Genomic DNA, 14,256 nt, shown 5'->3' with positions numbered 1-14,256 from the left:
CGATCAGCGCAACAGCGGCCGCAACAGTTCACGGGCAATGATGTGGCGCTGGATTTCCGAGGTGCCTTCCCAGATCCGCTCGATCCGTGCGTTACGCCAGATGCGCTCCACCGGCCCCTCGTCCATCAAGCCCATGCCACCGAAAATCTGCACGGCTTCATCGGCGACTTTGCCCAGGGTTTCACTGGCAAACAGCTTGGCCATGCCAGCCTCGCCGTCGGTCATGCTGCCTTGGTCCATCTTCCAGGCGGTGTGCAGGGTCAGCAGTTCGGCCGCGCGAATCTGCGTGGCCATGTCGGCCAGTTTGAAGCTCACGCCTTGGTAGGTACCGATGGGCTGGCCAAATTGCTTGCGGTCTGCCGCCCATTGCAGTGACACATCCAACGCGCGCTGGGCCTGGCCGACGCAGTTGGCGGCGACCATCACGCGCCCGGCGGTGAGCCAGGCGTTAGCGACATCCCAGCCTTTGCCGACCTCGCCGAGCACCTTGGACGCGGGCACGCGACAGTCGTCGAAGAACATTTCATAGGTGTGATAGCCACGGTTGCTCACGCACTTGGGGCCACGGCGGATCGTCATGCCGGGCGTGCCCCGATCAACCAGAAACGAGGTCACCGCGTTGCGCTGCCGGCCGTTGTGTTCATAGGTGTCGGTCACGGCAAAGACGATGGCAAAATCAGCGTGGCCGGCATGGCTGATGAAGTGCTTGCTGCCGTTGATCACGAAGTCATCGCCGCTGCGCACGGCGCGGGTCTTGATGGCGTTGGCGTCAGAACCGGCGCCCGGTTCGGTCAGGGCGAAACAGTCGATTTTCTGGCCCTGCACGCAGGGCAACAGGTAGTCGTCAATCTGTGCGCCGGTGCAGGCCATAAGGATTTTTGACGGTCGCGCGACGAACACGTGCAGTGCCCACGAGACCTTGGACAACTCCCGTTCGATCAGCGCCTGGGACAGGTAATCCAGGCCACCACCGCCGACTTCTTCGGGCATGTTGAAGGCATAGAAACCGGCGGCAATCGCCTTGTCGCGAATCTGTGCGGCAAGCTCGGTCGACACCTCATCGGCGCGGTCCACCGCCGCTTCATGGGGCAGCAATTCCTTGGCGACAAAACTGCGTACCGCGTCCACCAACATGTCTTGTTCTTGGCTGAGTTGGAAATTCATGGCGCTACCTGCTCGGGGGTATTGTTGTTATTGGCCGCAGAAATTCGGTGGGCGCTTGTCCATGGCCGCGCGCAGGGCTTCGGCGCCATCGGCACTGCGCCCGCACAACAGCCCGGCGGCCAGTTCGGCCTGCAATTGCTCGGGCAGGCTGCGGGCGGCGCCTTCGCGGATCAGCGTCTTGGTCTGGGTGAAGGCGAACGTCGGGCCGTTGGCCAGGCGGGTGGCCAGCTGCGTGGTGTGGGTGTGCAGTTGCTCGTCGGCAACCACTTCGCCCACCAGCCCGGCAGCCAGTGCGCGATCAGCGCTCCACAGCTCGTCGAGGAACAGCAGGCGCTTGGCGTGTTCGCTGCCGATCAGCCGTGGCAAGTGCCAGCTGGCGCCGGCATCCGGCGAGTAGGCCATGCTGGTGTAGCCGGCCTTGAAGCGCGCCGACTGGGCGGCGATGCGCAGGTCGCAGCACAGCGTCAGGTCCATGCCGGCGCCGACGGCGGTGCCGTTGATCGCGGCAATCGTGGGTTTGTCGAGGGTGTGCAGGCGGGTCATCAGGGCGTGGGCGGTTTCGGTCCAGCCGTAGGTTTCCAGGGCGCCACGCGATTCGGCTTCGGCCCACTCAGCCAGGTCGGCACCGGCGCAGAAGCTGCGGCCGCTGCCGGTCAATACCACCACGCGCACGGCGGGGTCGCTGTTGAACGCATCGAGCAAGGTATGCAGGTGCTTGAGGGTCGGAATGTCCAATGCATTGCGCTGTGGGCCACGGTTGAGGGTGATCCAGGCAACGCCTGCTTGCACATAGGTGAGCACGGACGAATCGGTAGGCATGGCTTCCTCGAATTATTTTAATTGGCGTGAGGGGTGCGACATGACGAAATACTAAACGAGTGTTCAGTAAGGAGGCAATCGGCAAACAGCAAATTTTTTCAGAGGGCAAATACCGGCCTGAACAGTGCGTTCAGGCGGCGAGAAAGGCTCAGGGTTTGAGCAGGTAACGCTGGCGCCCGCCGCTCTGCAGGCCGTCGACCCACGCCTCGCAGATCTGGATGCCCTGCTCCGGGGTAAAGGTGCCGGGGTTGAGCCCGGACTCCAGCCACAGCCCGTCAAGCAAGGCGCTGAGGGCGATGGCGGCGAGATCGGCGTCGAACTGCTGCCAGCCTTCCTCCTTGGCCATGTCGGTCAGGGCGGAGCGCATGATGGTGCGGTACTCACCGTAGGAATGTTCGTGAGCCTGGTTGATAGCAGGCGCCGTTTTCACCGCGCCCCAGAACACCAGCCAGGCATCGAGCAGTTGCGGGTCGAGCAATTCAGCCGAAAACGAACCCCGGAACAACGCCGAGAGCCGCTCGCGAGGGTCCGGCGGCGCCTTGGCCATGGTCTCGCGCAGCAGGCTCATGACTTGACCGGTGATCGTGCGGTAAGCCTCGGCCACCAATTCGTCCTTGCCGGAGTAGTGGTGGCTGATCAACCCGACCGACACCCCGGCCTCGGCACTGATCTTGCGGATCGAGGCGCCCTGGAAACCATCGCGCTTGAGGCACGTGAGCGTGGCCTGGACCAGATTGGCCTTGCGCAATTGCGGCTCCATGCGGGAGAAGCGGGATTCCTGGGTCATGGGGCAGTGTCCTGGTTGAGTCGGCTGCACGACTCTACATCAGTCACGGAACCCCGGCGACACCCGATCCAGCATCCGCAGCAATGCCGCCCACGCCAACTGCATGGCGTCCGGGTCGGTCAGCTCGCCCTCCTCCAGCGCGCGGCCAGGGTTGTTGAATTGCTGCTCGGTGTAGGCGCAAACCTCGGCGGGCGGCAGGATTAATGCGCCGCAAGCCTGGGCGGCAATCTGGATTTCGCAGGCCTTGTCCAGGTAGTACATGCGCAGGAACGCTTGGCTGACCGTCTCGCCCACGGTCAACAAACCGTGATTGCGCAGCATCAGCACCGGCTTGTCGCCCAGGTCATCGACCAAGCGGCGTTGCTCAGCCATGTCCAGGGCGACACCTTCGTAATCGTGATAGCCGACCTTGCCGTAGAACTCCATCGAGATCTGGTTGACCGGCAACAAGCCGCACGCCAGCGCCGCCACCGCACAGCCCGCACGGGTATGGGTGTGCAGCACGCACTGGGCGTCTTCGCGCGCACCGTGGATGGCGCTGTGGATGACAAAACCGGCAGGGTTGACGGCGTAAGGCGAAGGCTCGACCGCGCGGCCATCCAGGCCGATCTTCACCAGGCTGGAGGCGGTAATTTCATCGAACATCAGCCCGTAGGGGTTGATCAGAAAGTGGTGCTCAGGCCCGGGAATGCGCACCGAGATGTGGGTGAAGATCAGGTCGCTCATGCGGTAGTGCGCGATCAGTCGATAGCACGCGGCGAGCTCTTCACGCAGTTGCTGTTCTTGGGATGGCTCGGTGGAGTGAGTCATTTTTATTCTCCAGGCACGGGGTTGGTGAGGGCGACGCTAAGCCAGACACCAGTAAAAAAACAAGTTGATTTTTTACTGGCGCTCGCCTCCTATAGAAAAATAACAATAACAGCGCCTGGAGTATCTGCACCATGTCGCACCCCGCCTTTGCTCACCTGTTCCAGCCGCTGCAACTGCGCGGCAAACGCCTGAAAAACCGCATCATGTCCAGCGGGCATGACACCTCGATGCCTACCGATAACCAGGTTAACGCGCAGTTGATCGCCTATCACCGTGCACGCGCCGAAGGCGGTGTGGGGCTGATCGTGCTGCAGGTGGCCGGGGTGCATGACAGTGCGCGGTACACCTCGCATGTGCTGATGGCCACTGACGATGCGTGCATCGACGGCTACCGCGAATTGGCCCAGACCTGCCATGCCCACGGTACCGTGGTGCTGTCGCAGATCTTTCATCCAGGGCGGGAAATCATGGAGTCGGCAGACGGTTTGCTGGCCGTGGCGTACTCGGCTTCAGGGGTGCCCAACGAACGGTTTCGAGTGATGCCTCGGGCGCTGGAGCAGGCGATGATCGATGAGATCGTCGCCGGTTACGCGGCGGCAGCGAGGCGCTTGCATCAGGCGGGTATCGACGGGGTGGAAGTGGTTGCCAGCCATGGTTACCTGCCGGCGCAGTTTCTCAACCCGCGAGTTAACCGGCGCACTGATGACTACAACGGTTCGCTGGAGCAACGCTTGAGGTTCTTGAGGGAAATCATCGCGGCGGTGCGGGCGGCGACCGATGCGCATTTCATCATCGGCCTGCGTATTTCTGCTGACGAACGCGATGCCGAAGGGCTTACCGAAAGTGAATCCCTGGAGGCCGTGCAAAACCTGCAAACGCAGTTGGACTATGTACACATCGTCGCCGGTACTTCAGCGTCTCTGGGCGGCGCGATCCATATCGTGCCGCCCATGGCCATCGCTGCCGCGTACTTGGCGGATGAGGCGGCGACGTTCAAGGCCAGCCTGTCGATTCCACTGTTTGTGACCGGACGGATCAATCAGCCTCAGGAAGCCGAGTTGATCCTGGCGCGAGGCCAGGCCGATGTGTGCGGCATGACCCGTGCGCTGATTTGCGACCCGCTGATGCCTGCCAAAACCCTCGATGGCCGTGCCGAAGACGTGCGCGCGTGCATTGCCTGCAATCAGGCGTGTATCGGTCACTTTCATAAGGGCTTACCGATCTCCTGCATCCAGCATCCCGAGACCGGTCGCGAGTTGGTCTTCGGCAACCTGCAACCGGCGTTAAAGCGCCGCCGCATCATGGTGGTGGGCGGTGGGCCGGCCGGTATGAAGGCCGCCGCCGTGGCGGCGCAACGCGGGCATGACGTAACGCTGTACGAGGCCAGCGGGCAGTTGGGTGGGCAAGTGTTGTTGGCGCAATTGCTGCCACGGCGCAGTGAGTTCGGCGGTGCCAGCACCAACCTGCAACGTGAGATGGCGCTGGCGGGTGTTCGCGTGGTGCGCAACACCCGCGTCGACCGTGCGCTGGTGGAACAGGCGCAACCCGATCACGTCATCATCGCCACCGGCGCCGAGCCCTATTGGCCGGCCTTCGAGCAAGGTGGCGAACTGCAGGTGGTGGACGCCTGGCAGGTGCTGCGCGATCAAGTCACGTTGGGCCGCTCAGTGGTGGTGGTCGACTGGCGTTGCGACTGGATCGGCCCCGGCATCGCCGAACGCCTGGTACGCGCCGGCCATCAGGTGCAATTGGCGGTGAATGGCACCCACTGCGGCGAGAACCTGCCCCTTTACGTGCGCGATCAACTGGCCGGCGAGCTGCACCGGCTGCGCATCCCGATCATCCCCTATGCGCGCCTCTACGGCTGCGATGATAGCACCGTCTACCTGCAACACACCGCCAGCGGCGAGCCGATGCTGCTGGAAAATATCGACACCCTGGTGTTGTGCCAGGGCCATCAGCCGGTGGACACTCTGGGCGCGGAACTGGCGGGTCTGGTGCCCTTTGATCGCATCGGCGACTGCCTGGCCCCGCGTACCGCCGAAGAGGCGATTTACGAAGGACTCAAGGCCGCATGGCACCTTTGAACGACGACCCCCAGCAACTGTTCCTCGGCACACGCATTCGCGGCCTGCGCAAAGCGCGCGGCATGACGCTGACCGAGCTGGCGCAGCTCAGCGAGCTGACCGCCGGCTATCTCAGCCAGTTGGAGCGCAATCTGGCATATCCATCGATCCCGGCGCTGTTCAATATTGCCCGCAGCCTGGAAGTGACTATCCAGTGGTTTTTCGCCAGTGAGACCATTCCCGCCGAGGCGGATGAAGGTTATGTGGTGCGTCAGGGCAACCGGCAGAGCATCCGTTATGAAGATGGCATCGTCGACCAACTGCTGACGCCGTTGCCCAACCATCAACTGGAAATGCTGCAATCGAGCTTTCCTCCCGGCGCCTATAGCCAACAGAGCTATAGCCACGCAGGCGAAGAAGCCGGCTACGTGTTGAGTGGGCGGTTTGAGCTGTGGGTGGGAGAGCGGCATTTTTTGCTGGATGAAGGCGACAGCTTCAGCTTCGCCAGCAGCGAACCGCATCGGTATGGCAACCCGGGCAAGGTGCAGACCGTGGTGATCTGGGTGATTACGCCGCCGACGTTTTAGGCCGCCGGCACAAATGGAGACGCTTCCTACAGGAACCGGCGACGGTGGCGCGGCATGCCATCAGTGTTAGGCAGGCAGGTCGCTTGTTATAAATCGGGCTACTTCTTTTCGAGGTTGTCGCCATGTCTTTACTGCAGTTGCTGTTTGGAAAGCCAACGCAAGATGATTGGGATCGAGTAAGGGACGTCAAATCCCTTAAAACCTGGAAGGTCGTACGTGGCGGCATTGGCGTCGATGCTGTCGAAATCATGGCATCGCCGCACTACCAAGAAGCGGTGCGCCAGGTGCGCAATATGGAGGCCGATCATTCATGGGCCTGCTGATCATTCTTCCTTTAAATGTGTGCCTTGCCTGTTCAGCTTGAGTGATCGCAAGGTCTATGTTGGGATCGTACAGTTCGCCGGAACACCGACAGAGTCCGAAGGTGTGGACCATGGGTTTACCTTGATTCCCCTACTCAGCGGATACCGGGATAAGGACACGCTGGACGTTACGTTCAACACGCACTACCCCCAAACGACCCCGCCCCTGCCCATCATGCTGGCCCAAGAAAACGTGGTCTCTGCTACTCGCTTCGACTTCACCACCTGGAACACTTTCCTATCGCGCAAAAACCGCACGACGCGACAGGGCCAGTTCTACCAACACCGCCCTGCTCGACCAGTAAACACCTCACGCGCGTGCGCGGTTCGACCGATGAACGCCGCCCTCACGGCCACTTGAACACCTCGTCCACCGGCACGCGGTAGCCGACTGCCAAACGGTTGGTTTCATTGGCCATGCCGACCACGGCCTGTAACTCGCCAAACATAGCGTCGGTCATCCCGGCCTTGCGCGCAGCCGCTGTGTGAGAAGCGATGCAATACGGGCAATTGTTGGTCACGCTGACGGCCACATAGAGCAATTCCTTGGTCAGCGGGTCGAGAGCCCCCGGTGCCATGATTTCCTTTAGGTTTTCCCAGGTACGGCGCAGCGTCGGCGGGTGGGCGGCCAGGCATTTCCAGAAGTTATTCACATGATCGACCTTGCGGGTCTGCATGATGTCGTCATAAACCGCACGCACTTCAGGGCTGGCATCGGCGTATTCGGTGAGGTGTTGAGTCATGGTACTTCCAAGGCGTTGAGAGAGCGTTGTGGAATACCGCGCGGAGCCCTCTGCTGGCAAGTGAAGCTGTTCAGTGCGCCGTAATAAAGTTGACGAACGGTCTGTGGCTGGCAGGCTTGCCACAGGATTCGTGATTTGCGGTAAAGAGTCCTTTTCGGATTCGACGGTTTTTCCGAAGGAACGACGGGCGGATACTCGACTCCATTGTTCACACCTCTTCAGGAGTTACTGATGTCTATCCCGACCCAAAACGTCCCCGCCTTCGGCCTCGGCACCTTCCGCCTGCAAGGCCAAGTGGTGATCGACTCCGTGAGCACCGGCCTGGAACTGGGCTACCGCGTCATCGACACCGCGCAGATCTACGAGAACGAAGCGGATGTCGGCCAAGCCATTGCCGACAGCGGCGTACCGCGTGACGAACTGTTCATCACCAGCAAGATCTGGATCGCCAACTTCGCCGAGGGCCAGTTGATTCCCAGCCTGCGCGAGAGCCTGCGCAAACTGAAAACCGACTACCTGGACCTGACCTTGATCCACTGGCCATCGCCGGAAGACCAGGTGCCTGTCGCCGAATTCATGGGCCAGTTGCTGGAAGCCAAGCGCCTGGGCCTCACGCGCCAAATCGGTATTTCCAACTTCACGATTGACCTGATGAAACAGGCGATTGCGGCGGTAGGTGCCGAGAACATCGCCACTAACCAGATCGAACTGCACCCCTACCTGCAAAACCAGAAGGTGGTGGATTTCGCTACCGCCAACGGTATCCAGATCACCTCGTACATGACCCTGGCCTACGGCGAAGTGCTCAAAGACCCGATCATCCAGCAAATCGCCGAACGCCATCACGCCACCCCGGCGCAAGTGACCCTGACCTGGGCCATGCAATTGGGTTACGCGGTGATCCCGTCATCGACCAAGCGCGCGAACCTTGAGAGTAACCTCAAGGCCCTGCAACTGACCTTAAGCGCGGCCGACATGGCGCAGATTGCCAGCCTGGAACGTGGCCACCGCCTGACCAGCCCCAAAGGCATCGCACCGAAGTGGGACTAAACCCTGCTGGCGGGCTCTCGGGATAATTCCCTCAGCCACGGCAACACTCGCAGGCCACCGGTGGCCTGCGGGGGGTCGATGATGTCCATGAAGTGTTCAAGGTTAACGGTGTCTGGCGCGCCGGGCAGCCGTACCAACACGCTGGGTGTTACATCGGATTGGCCCAGGTCCTGGTGATCGTAGACCAGCGCATGGCGTACCTGCGGCTGTGGCCCGACGGCATGGGCCATCAACCCCGCATTAATGATCAGCACGTCAAAGGGTTCGGCCGGGATGGCGGTGAGAATCTGCAGCTCTTCGAAGGTTTGCACCGGGACAATCCGGTGATACCCCAACTGGTTGAGCATTTTTTCGATGTACAGCCGGTGCAGGTGCTGTTCATCGGCAATCAGGATGGTCAGTGCTTTGTTCGGCATGGCAAATCCCTGGGCAGGCTGTGCTCGTCAGTGAGCATCGCCCATTCTCCAGACATATCTCGAAGACAAAATCAGGCTTATTCCCACTTATTGTAGGAATTTTCCCAAATCCGCCAGATGACCATCAACCATCGTCAATGCCGATTGCAATAAGCACTCAGGTAATGATGCAGCTCGCCGATTGCCTCACTGACGGCGTCAACCGCCGAGCCCAAAGCCTTACGTTCCTGTCGTTGACAAACCGACTCGAGCGTTTCACAACAGGCAATCAGCGCCAAGGCCTTGACCATTCGTGCCCCGCCCTTGGCGCGGTGGGCAAGGTCATGCAGCGCGTGAAAATTCGTTGTGTGTTGCAGCGACGGGAGCAGCGCGCGGTCAGTTTCCAAGCTATCGAGCAACGGCTCCAGCAGCTCCTTCAGCGCGGCGTGATCGTCCCCCGTCAACGAGATTAACGTGCTCAAATCGAACGCCACTTCAGTTGCATCTGGACGAGGAAGGGCCGTGAGCGAGGCCAGGGCCGAGCGCAAGTCCTCAAGCCCGGCAGGTTTGAACAGGCATCCATCCATACCCGCTTGCCGACAACGCTCGGTTTCTTCCGGTTGTGCGTTGGCAGTAAAGCCCAATAACAGGCACGGCTCCAGGCCGAACTCTCGCTCATGCGTACGTATATCACGGGCCAAGGTGTAGCCATCCTTGAGGGGCATGTTGCAATCGGTGATCACCGCATCCGGTTTCTCGGTTCTCCAGAGCTCAAGCCCCTGTATACCTTCTTCGGCAGTAATGATGCGATGCCCCAGGAAGCTCAATTGCCGCGCCAGCAGCAAACGGTTGGCCGGGTAGTCATCCACCACCAGAATGTCCAATGCCCGCGCCGGCTGGACGGCAGGTTGGGGGGCTGATACCTCAGCCGGCAAAGTAGCCGTCCTGGCCAACGCCAGCGTCACGTCCACTCGCGTTCCTTGGCCGAGCACACTGCTCAAGTGCAGCTCACCCTCCATCATTTCACACAGGTTACGGCTGATCACCAGCCCCAACCCCGACCCGCTACGCGCCGATTGCTCGGTATTGCTTCCCTGAATAAACGGGTTGAACAGCCGTTGCTGGTCTTGCGCACTGATGCCAATGCCGGAGTCTTCCACCCATAGCCTGAGGCTCAGCTGGCACGTGTCGGACGCCGGCGAACTGCGCGCGCCCAACCGCACCTGGCCTGCAGCGGTGAACTTGATGGCATTGCTCAGCAGGTTGGACACCACCTGCTTGAACCGCATAGGGTCAGCCAGCACCTGGCAATCAATCAACGGATCAAGCTCTACCTGCAGCGCCAAGCCCTTGGCCCGCGCCAGCCCCTCGAACACCCGCACCACCGACATCAGCAGTTCATGCAGGTTGGCCGGCTCCAGGGCCAGGGACAGGTGGCCAGACTCGATCCGGGCAATATCCAGAATATCGCCAATCAACTCCAGCATACCGTGAGACGCAACCGAAGCCACCTCCAACGCATCGCGGTCGGCGCGGCCCTGCTCGGCATTGGCAAGGGCCAGTTCGATCATGCCGATCACCGCATTCATAGGGGTGCGGATCTCATGACTCATGGTGGCCAGGAACGTAGTCTTGGCGCGGTTGGCGGCGTCGGCATCCTCCTTGGCCTCCTGCAGCTGGCCCAATAGGCGCTGACGCTCACTCACGTCCACCCAACCGGCAATCATGCCCACGACGTTATCGTCGCCATCACGGTACGGCAGCATCCAGTGGTAAATGGTTAGCGCCTTGCCACTGGGCAACCTGAGTACCCGATCATGAATCTGCGGCTCGCCACGCTCCATCAGCCGCAGGTAATCGCCATGAAAAGACTGAGCCTGCGGGAGGTTAGTGCTGTCGTTTTCTATCACTGTCTTGCCGATCACCGTTTCGAGCTTGTAGCCGAACACGTCCAGGTAAGCACTGTTGCAGGCCATCAGCCGCCCTTGGCGATCACGCACATAAATCGGATGCGGTGTGCCGTCGATCAACACCCCCATAAAGCGCATCTGGTCGCTCAAGGCGCGTTCGGCCTGGGCACGTTTGCGTATCAGGCTGCGCAGGTAAAAAGCCCACCCCAGGGTTATCAGCAGCAATAGCGCCGCCAGGCCAAAACCTTGAATGATCGCGCTGCGATGGCGTAGCCAATGGTCTTCGACGATAACGTCAGTGCGCCACTGGCTGATCAGCTCATCCATTTCCTGAGGCGGGATGCTCAGCAACGCCTTGTCCAGAATCGAATACAACTCCAACTGGCCGCGGTTGACCCCAAATGTCATGCGTGCTGGGTCAGAGCCGACTGTGCTGGTCACGCGCAACGTGTCACGGTACTGAAGGGCGATCAGGTAGCGCGCATTGATTAATGAATTGACGGCCCCCTCGGCGGCGCCACTGCCCAACAGCGCCATGGCTTGTGTGGGGTTCTTGGCCTCCACGAAGTGGATACCGGGGTAATCGCGATTGATGACCTCACGCAGCGCACTGCCCTTGGTAATCGCCAGGCGTTTTCCAGGCATGTCCTCCAAGGTCATCGTCGCCGGGTCGTCGTTGCGGGTGACCAGCACCAGAGGGTTGGTCAGGTACGGCCGAGTAAAGCGCAACTGATCAGAGCCTTCGATACTGGGGGTAATCACCGCCATCATATCCGCCCTGCCAGTGCTGACCGCGTCAATCTGCTGGGGCATCGACCCGCCAGGGACAACGTCGAACTTCAAACCGGTACGCAGGCTGATCCGGGACAACACGTCGGCACTCAATCCGTCCAATTGCCCTTGCGCGGTAAAGAAGGCCAAAGGCAGCATCTGGTCGGACGCTACCACTCTGACCCGGGGATGTTTCTCCAGCCAACGCTGCTCGCCCGTGCTCAAGTGCAATCGCTCAGCACCGAGCAGGCCAAGATTACCGCCACTCCAACGCCGTAATATTTCCATCTGCTCGTTAGCCGGGATCGCCCGCAACGCCGTATTGACGATGCGCAGCAGCCGAGTGTTATCGCGGGAAACAGCGAAGGCAAAGGAGTTGGATTCCAACGTGGAAAAGTCTGCCATTTGCACATTGTTCAGGTGGTTGCGGCTGATCTGGTAATTGGCGGTGATGGCGTCTCCGAGATAGACATCGGCGCGACCGAACGCCACGGCGCCGATGGCTTCGAAAATAGACGGAAACAGTTCCACACGGGCCTTGGGATAGAAGGCCTGTACGGCGTCGGGCGGCATATAGTGATAGAGCATCGCCACGCGCTTGCCTGCCAAATCGACAGTCAAGGCCTGGGCGTCTCCGGTGCGGGTTACCAGGACCGGTTGATCGTTAGCGTAGGAGCGAGACAAGACCAACTCCGAGTCGCCCGCTTCAAAACCGTTGGCCGTCCCAAGCAAGTCAATGGCGCCTTTCTTGAGCGCTTCGATCACCTCATCGCGAGTGTCGTAGCGCCGAACCTCCACGCTGACATTCAGCGCCTGGGCGAGCAACCCGGCATAGTCGGCCGTGATCCCCTCAAGCTCGTCGTTATTATTCGTCAGTTCGAAAGGCCCGTAATCCGGTGCGGAAACCCCCAGGAGCAACGTACGACGCTCGCGCAGCCAGTGCCAGTCAGCCTCCCCTTGCTCCATGGATGGGCCACGGCTATCCAGGCTGGCGTGCCCCAGCAAACGCAGGGCTTGAGGCTCATCAAGGGCGACCGCCGCCATCGGCAGCAGCCCTATCAACAGGGCAATCATCAACCTTCGAATGTGGGTTGGGGTCATTTCAAATCAGATCAGATGATTACGCTGGGCGAACTTGGCCATGTGCACCACGGATGACATGCACAGCTTGTCTTTGAGCCTCGTTTTATAGGTACTGACGGTCTTGTGGCTGAGTAGCATTTGATCGGCAATCTGGTTGTTACCCAGGCCCAGAGCCAGCATGCGCAACACCTCCACCTCACGGTCCGAAAGCGACTCTACCAGCTGCATCTCCGTGGACTGCAAATCGTCACGGCGCACCGAACTGGTCGGTAAGCTGGGAAAACAACTGTAGTTGGACATCACTGCCTTGATCGCCTTTTGCAACTCGTCCAACTCCCCGGTCTTGGCGACGAACCCCATAGCACCGGCACGCATGCAGCGAGAGGAAAAATACTCAGGAATGGCCGCCGTCAGTACCAGCATCTTGCACGGCACGCCCAGCGCCTTGACCCGGGCGATGACCTCAAGCCCACCCAGCTTCGGGATTGCCAAATCAAGAATAATCAGGTCTGGGCGCCCCTCTCTGGCCTTCTGCACAGCATCCGCGCCATTACCCGCCTCATCGATGTCGGTGAAACCTTCTTGCTTAAGCAAGAACCGAACGGTCTGGCGGATAAACGGGTGGTCATCGACTATTAATGCTTTGTTGTTCATAAATATGCCTTGGTGTAAGTAGCCTTACACATCACTCGGAACACAGGTACCTGTGAGAAATGACAGTGCCGACCAACGACACTGCCCTCACCCGGGACGATAGCCAGGTTGTGCCTGGTCCCTTCGGTTGAAAACGCGGCGAACACGTACAACCAAACCGACGTCGCCTGCTAGCTGCAAGTGCGCAACCTTAGCAACGAAATGACGTTTCACCCGAAGGGATAATCCCACCCACATGTAGGACTTATCCGAGTAAAGTGCCGCCAATCCGGCACTTGGCAAGGCTTACTACGACCACGCTAGTCGGTGGTACTCGGGCTCCAGAAGGCCTGCACCACCAAGGTCGACGTGGAAATACGCGCCACCAGCGCATCCAGTTCGTCGCCATCGACCGATGTCGCGGCCAGGGTGGCCTCGATCTCCACTTCTTCGCTGCCAAAGGGCCGCACGTCGACGTCACTGGCCGGGTAGTTGCAGCGCGCCAGTTCGGCTTCCAGCAAGACCATCACCGCCTGCTGCTGGCTACGCCGCGCGATGACATAGAGGATGTTGGTGACCTCTGCCGACACCACGTCCATCGGCTGGCGGTTGATGTTATTGACGATCGGGCGCAGCAAGGTGTTGGCCGCCAGCACAAACAGCGTGCCTAGCAACGCTTCCAGGATCAGGTCGGCACCGGCACACGCACCGACGGCCGCCGAGGCCCAGAGCGTGGCAGCCGTGTTGAGCCCACGCACGTTGCCCTCTTCGCGCATGATCACGCCGGCCCCCAGAAAGCCTATGCCCGAGACCACATACGCAACCACACGTACCGCGCCTTCCGCGCCGCCCAGGCGGCTGGCCATGTCGACAAAAATCGCCGCACCCACCGCCACCAGCACATTGGTGCGCAAACCCGCCGTGCGCTGGCGGTACTGGCGCTCAAAGCCGATCAAGCCACCCAGGATAAACGCCGCAGTGAGGCTGACCACGGTATCGACCAAGGAATTGAGGTTGATGTTGTTGATTGCTTGCATAAGAAATCTCCCTGAACGCAGCAGCCTAATTTAAGCCAC

Annotated in this window: 13 protein-coding genes; 4 read left to right on the top strand and 9 right to left on the bottom strand. The window is 60.5% G+C overall.

Translation table 11 applies throughout. From position 1 onward, the window contains the following. Window positions 1-3 precede the first annotated feature (3 nt). The 4 genes from KZH41_RS11880 to KZH41_RS11865 form a co-directional block, all read right to left on the bottom strand. Window positions 4-1,164, bottom strand: coding sequence for an acyl-CoA dehydrogenase family protein (locus tag KZH41_RS11880; protein ID WP_094952816.1), 1,161 nt, complete (start codon window positions 1,162-1,164; stop codon window positions 4-6). 27 nt (window positions 1,165-1,191) lie between these two features. Then, window positions 1,192-1,983 (bottom strand): enoyl-CoA hydratase/isomerase family protein, encoded by a 792-nt coding sequence (locus KZH41_RS11875; RefSeq protein ID WP_094952815.1) that lies wholly within the window; start codon window positions 1,981-1,983, stop codon window positions 1,192-1,194. Between the two features lie 148 nt (window positions 1,984-2,131). Next, window positions 2,132-2,770 carry a TetR family transcriptional regulator C-terminal domain-containing protein gene (locus KZH41_RS11870; protein WP_242155479.1) on the bottom strand — a complete coding sequence of 213 codons (639 nt, stop codon included), beginning with the start codon at window positions 2,768-2,770 and terminating at the stop codon, window positions 2,132-2,134. Window positions 2,771-2,809: 39 nt separating this feature from the next. Continuing rightward, window positions 2,810-3,580: a class II aldolase/adducin family protein gene (locus KZH41_RS11865; protein ID WP_094952813.1), complete on the bottom strand. Its 771-nt coding sequence runs from the start codon at window positions 3,578-3,580 to the stop codon at window positions 2,810-2,812. Between the two features lie 131 nt (window positions 3,581-3,711). Between KZH41_RS11865 and KZH41_RS11860 the strand changes: the two genes are divergently transcribed. The 3 genes from KZH41_RS11860 to KZH41_RS11850 all read left to right on the top strand — a co-directional run bounded on the left by KZH41_RS11860 (window position 3,712) and on the right by KZH41_RS11850 (window position 6,556). Then, window positions 3,712-5,667: an FAD-dependent oxidoreductase gene (locus tag KZH41_RS11860; RefSeq protein ID WP_263274863.1), complete on the top strand. Its 1,956-nt coding sequence runs from the start codon at window positions 3,712-3,714 to the stop codon at window positions 5,665-5,667. Beyond that, entirely contained in the window at window positions 5,655-6,233 is a 579-nt protein-coding gene (locus KZH41_RS11855; protein WP_094952811.1) for a cupin domain-containing protein, read from the top strand. Before KZH41_RS11860 ends, KZH41_RS11855 begins: the two co-directional genes overlap by 13 nt. Before the next feature lie 122 nt (window positions 6,234-6,355). Then, the gene (locus KZH41_RS11850; RefSeq protein WP_242155475.1) at window positions 6,356-6,556 is read left to right on the top strand and encodes a hypothetical protein; all 201 of its coding nucleotides are present in this window, start codon (window positions 6,356-6,358) and stop codon (window positions 6,554-6,556) included. A gap of 386 nt (window positions 6,557-6,942) precedes the next feature. On the opposite strand, the gene KZH41_RS11845 is transcribed toward KZH41_RS11850, so the two are convergent. Continuing rightward, a complete protein-coding gene (locus tag KZH41_RS11845) occupies window positions 6,943-7,338 on the bottom strand; it encodes a carboxymuconolactone decarboxylase family protein (RefSeq protein ID WP_094952809.1) in 396 nt (131 codons plus the stop codon). Between the two features lie 231 nt (window positions 7,339-7,569). Between KZH41_RS11845 and dkgB the strand changes: the two genes are divergently transcribed. Continuing rightward, window positions 7,570-8,388 (top strand): 2,5-didehydrogluconate reductase DkgB, encoded by an 819-nt coding sequence (dkgB, locus tag KZH41_RS11840; RefSeq protein WP_094952808.1) that lies wholly within the window; start codon window positions 7,570-7,572, stop codon window positions 8,386-8,388. Here dkgB and KZH41_RS11835 read toward each other — a convergent pair. From KZH41_RS11835 to KZH41_RS11820, 4 genes are all read right to left on the bottom strand, one after another. Then, complete coding sequence (locus tag KZH41_RS11835) at window positions 8,385-8,804, bottom strand: chemotaxis protein CheY (RefSeq protein ID WP_094952807.1); 420 nt, start codon at window positions 8,802-8,804, stop codon at window positions 8,385-8,387. The genes dkgB and KZH41_RS11835 overlap by 4 nt on opposite strands. Before the next feature lie 134 nt (window positions 8,805-8,938). Further along, complete coding sequence (locus KZH41_RS11830; protein WP_263274862.1) at window positions 8,939-12,565, bottom strand: transporter substrate-binding domain-containing protein; 3,627 nt, start codon at window positions 12,563-12,565, stop codon at window positions 8,939-8,941. Between the two features lie 6 nt (window positions 12,566-12,571). Further along, window positions 12,572-13,201: a response regulator transcription factor gene (locus KZH41_RS11825; RefSeq protein WP_263274861.1), complete on the bottom strand. Its 630-nt coding sequence runs from the start codon at window positions 13,199-13,201 to the stop codon at window positions 12,572-12,574. 299 nt (window positions 13,202-13,500) lie between these two features. Next, complete coding sequence (locus KZH41_RS11820; protein ID WP_094952804.1) at window positions 13,501-14,217, bottom strand: MgtC/SapB family protein; 717 nt, start codon at window positions 14,215-14,217, stop codon at window positions 13,501-13,503. Window positions 14,218-14,256 lie beyond the last annotated feature (39 nt).

The sequence above is a fragment of the Pseudomonas sp. YeP6b genome (genome assembly GCF_025642995.1).
GTDB lineage: Bacteria > Pseudomonadota > Gammaproteobacteria > Pseudomonadales > Pseudomonadaceae > Aquipseudomonas.
This window is presented reverse-complemented; position numbering and strand designations above follow the sequence as displayed.

Bases quoted from the DNA above. Each gene is read 5' to 3' on its own strand.
- KZH41_RS11880 (WP_094952816.1), bottom strand. From the start codon at position 1,164: ATGAATTTCCAACTCAGCCAAGAACAAGACATGTTGGTGGACGCGGTA.
- KZH41_RS11875 (WP_094952815.1), bottom strand. From the start codon at position 1,983: ATGCCTACCGATTCGTCCGTGCTCACCTATGTGCAAGCAGGCGTTGCC.
- KZH41_RS11870 (WP_242155479.1), bottom strand. From the start codon at position 2,770: ATGACCCAGGAATCCCGCTTCTCCCGCATGGAGCCGCAATTGCGCAAG.
- KZH41_RS11865 (WP_094952813.1), bottom strand. From the start codon at position 3,580: ATGACTCACTCCACCGAGCCATCCCAAGAACAGCAACTGCGTGAAGAG.
- KZH41_RS11860 (WP_263274863.1), top strand. From the start codon at position 3,712: ATGTCGCACCCCGCCTTTGCTCACCTGTTCCAGCCGCTGCAACTGCGC.
- KZH41_RS11855 (WP_094952811.1), top strand. From the start codon at position 5,655: ATGGCACCTTTGAACGACGACCCCCAGCAACTGTTCCTCGGCACACGC.
- KZH41_RS11850 (WP_242155475.1), top strand. From the start codon at position 6,356: ATGTCTTTACTGCAGTTGCTGTTTGGAAAGCCAACGCAAGATGATTGG.
- KZH41_RS11845 (WP_094952809.1), bottom strand. From the start codon at position 7,338: ATGACTCAACACCTCACCGAATACGCCGATGCCAGCCCTGAAGTGCGT.
- dkgB (WP_094952808.1), top strand. From the start codon at position 7,570: ATGTCTATCCCGACCCAAAACGTCCCCGCCTTCGGCCTCGGCACCTTC.
- KZH41_RS11835 (WP_094952807.1), bottom strand. From the start codon at position 8,804: ATGCCGAACAAAGCACTGACCATCCTGATTGCCGATGAACAGCACCTG.
- KZH41_RS11830 (WP_263274862.1), bottom strand. From the start codon at position 12,565: ATGACCCCAACCCACATTCGAAGGTTGATGATTGCCCTGTTGATAGGG.
- KZH41_RS11825 (WP_263274861.1), bottom strand. From the start codon at position 13,201: ATGAACAACAAAGCATTAATAGTCGATGACCACCCGTTTATCCGCCAG.
- KZH41_RS11820 (WP_094952804.1), bottom strand. From the start codon at position 14,217: ATGCAAGCAATCAACAACATCAACCTCAATTCCTTGGTCGATACCGTG.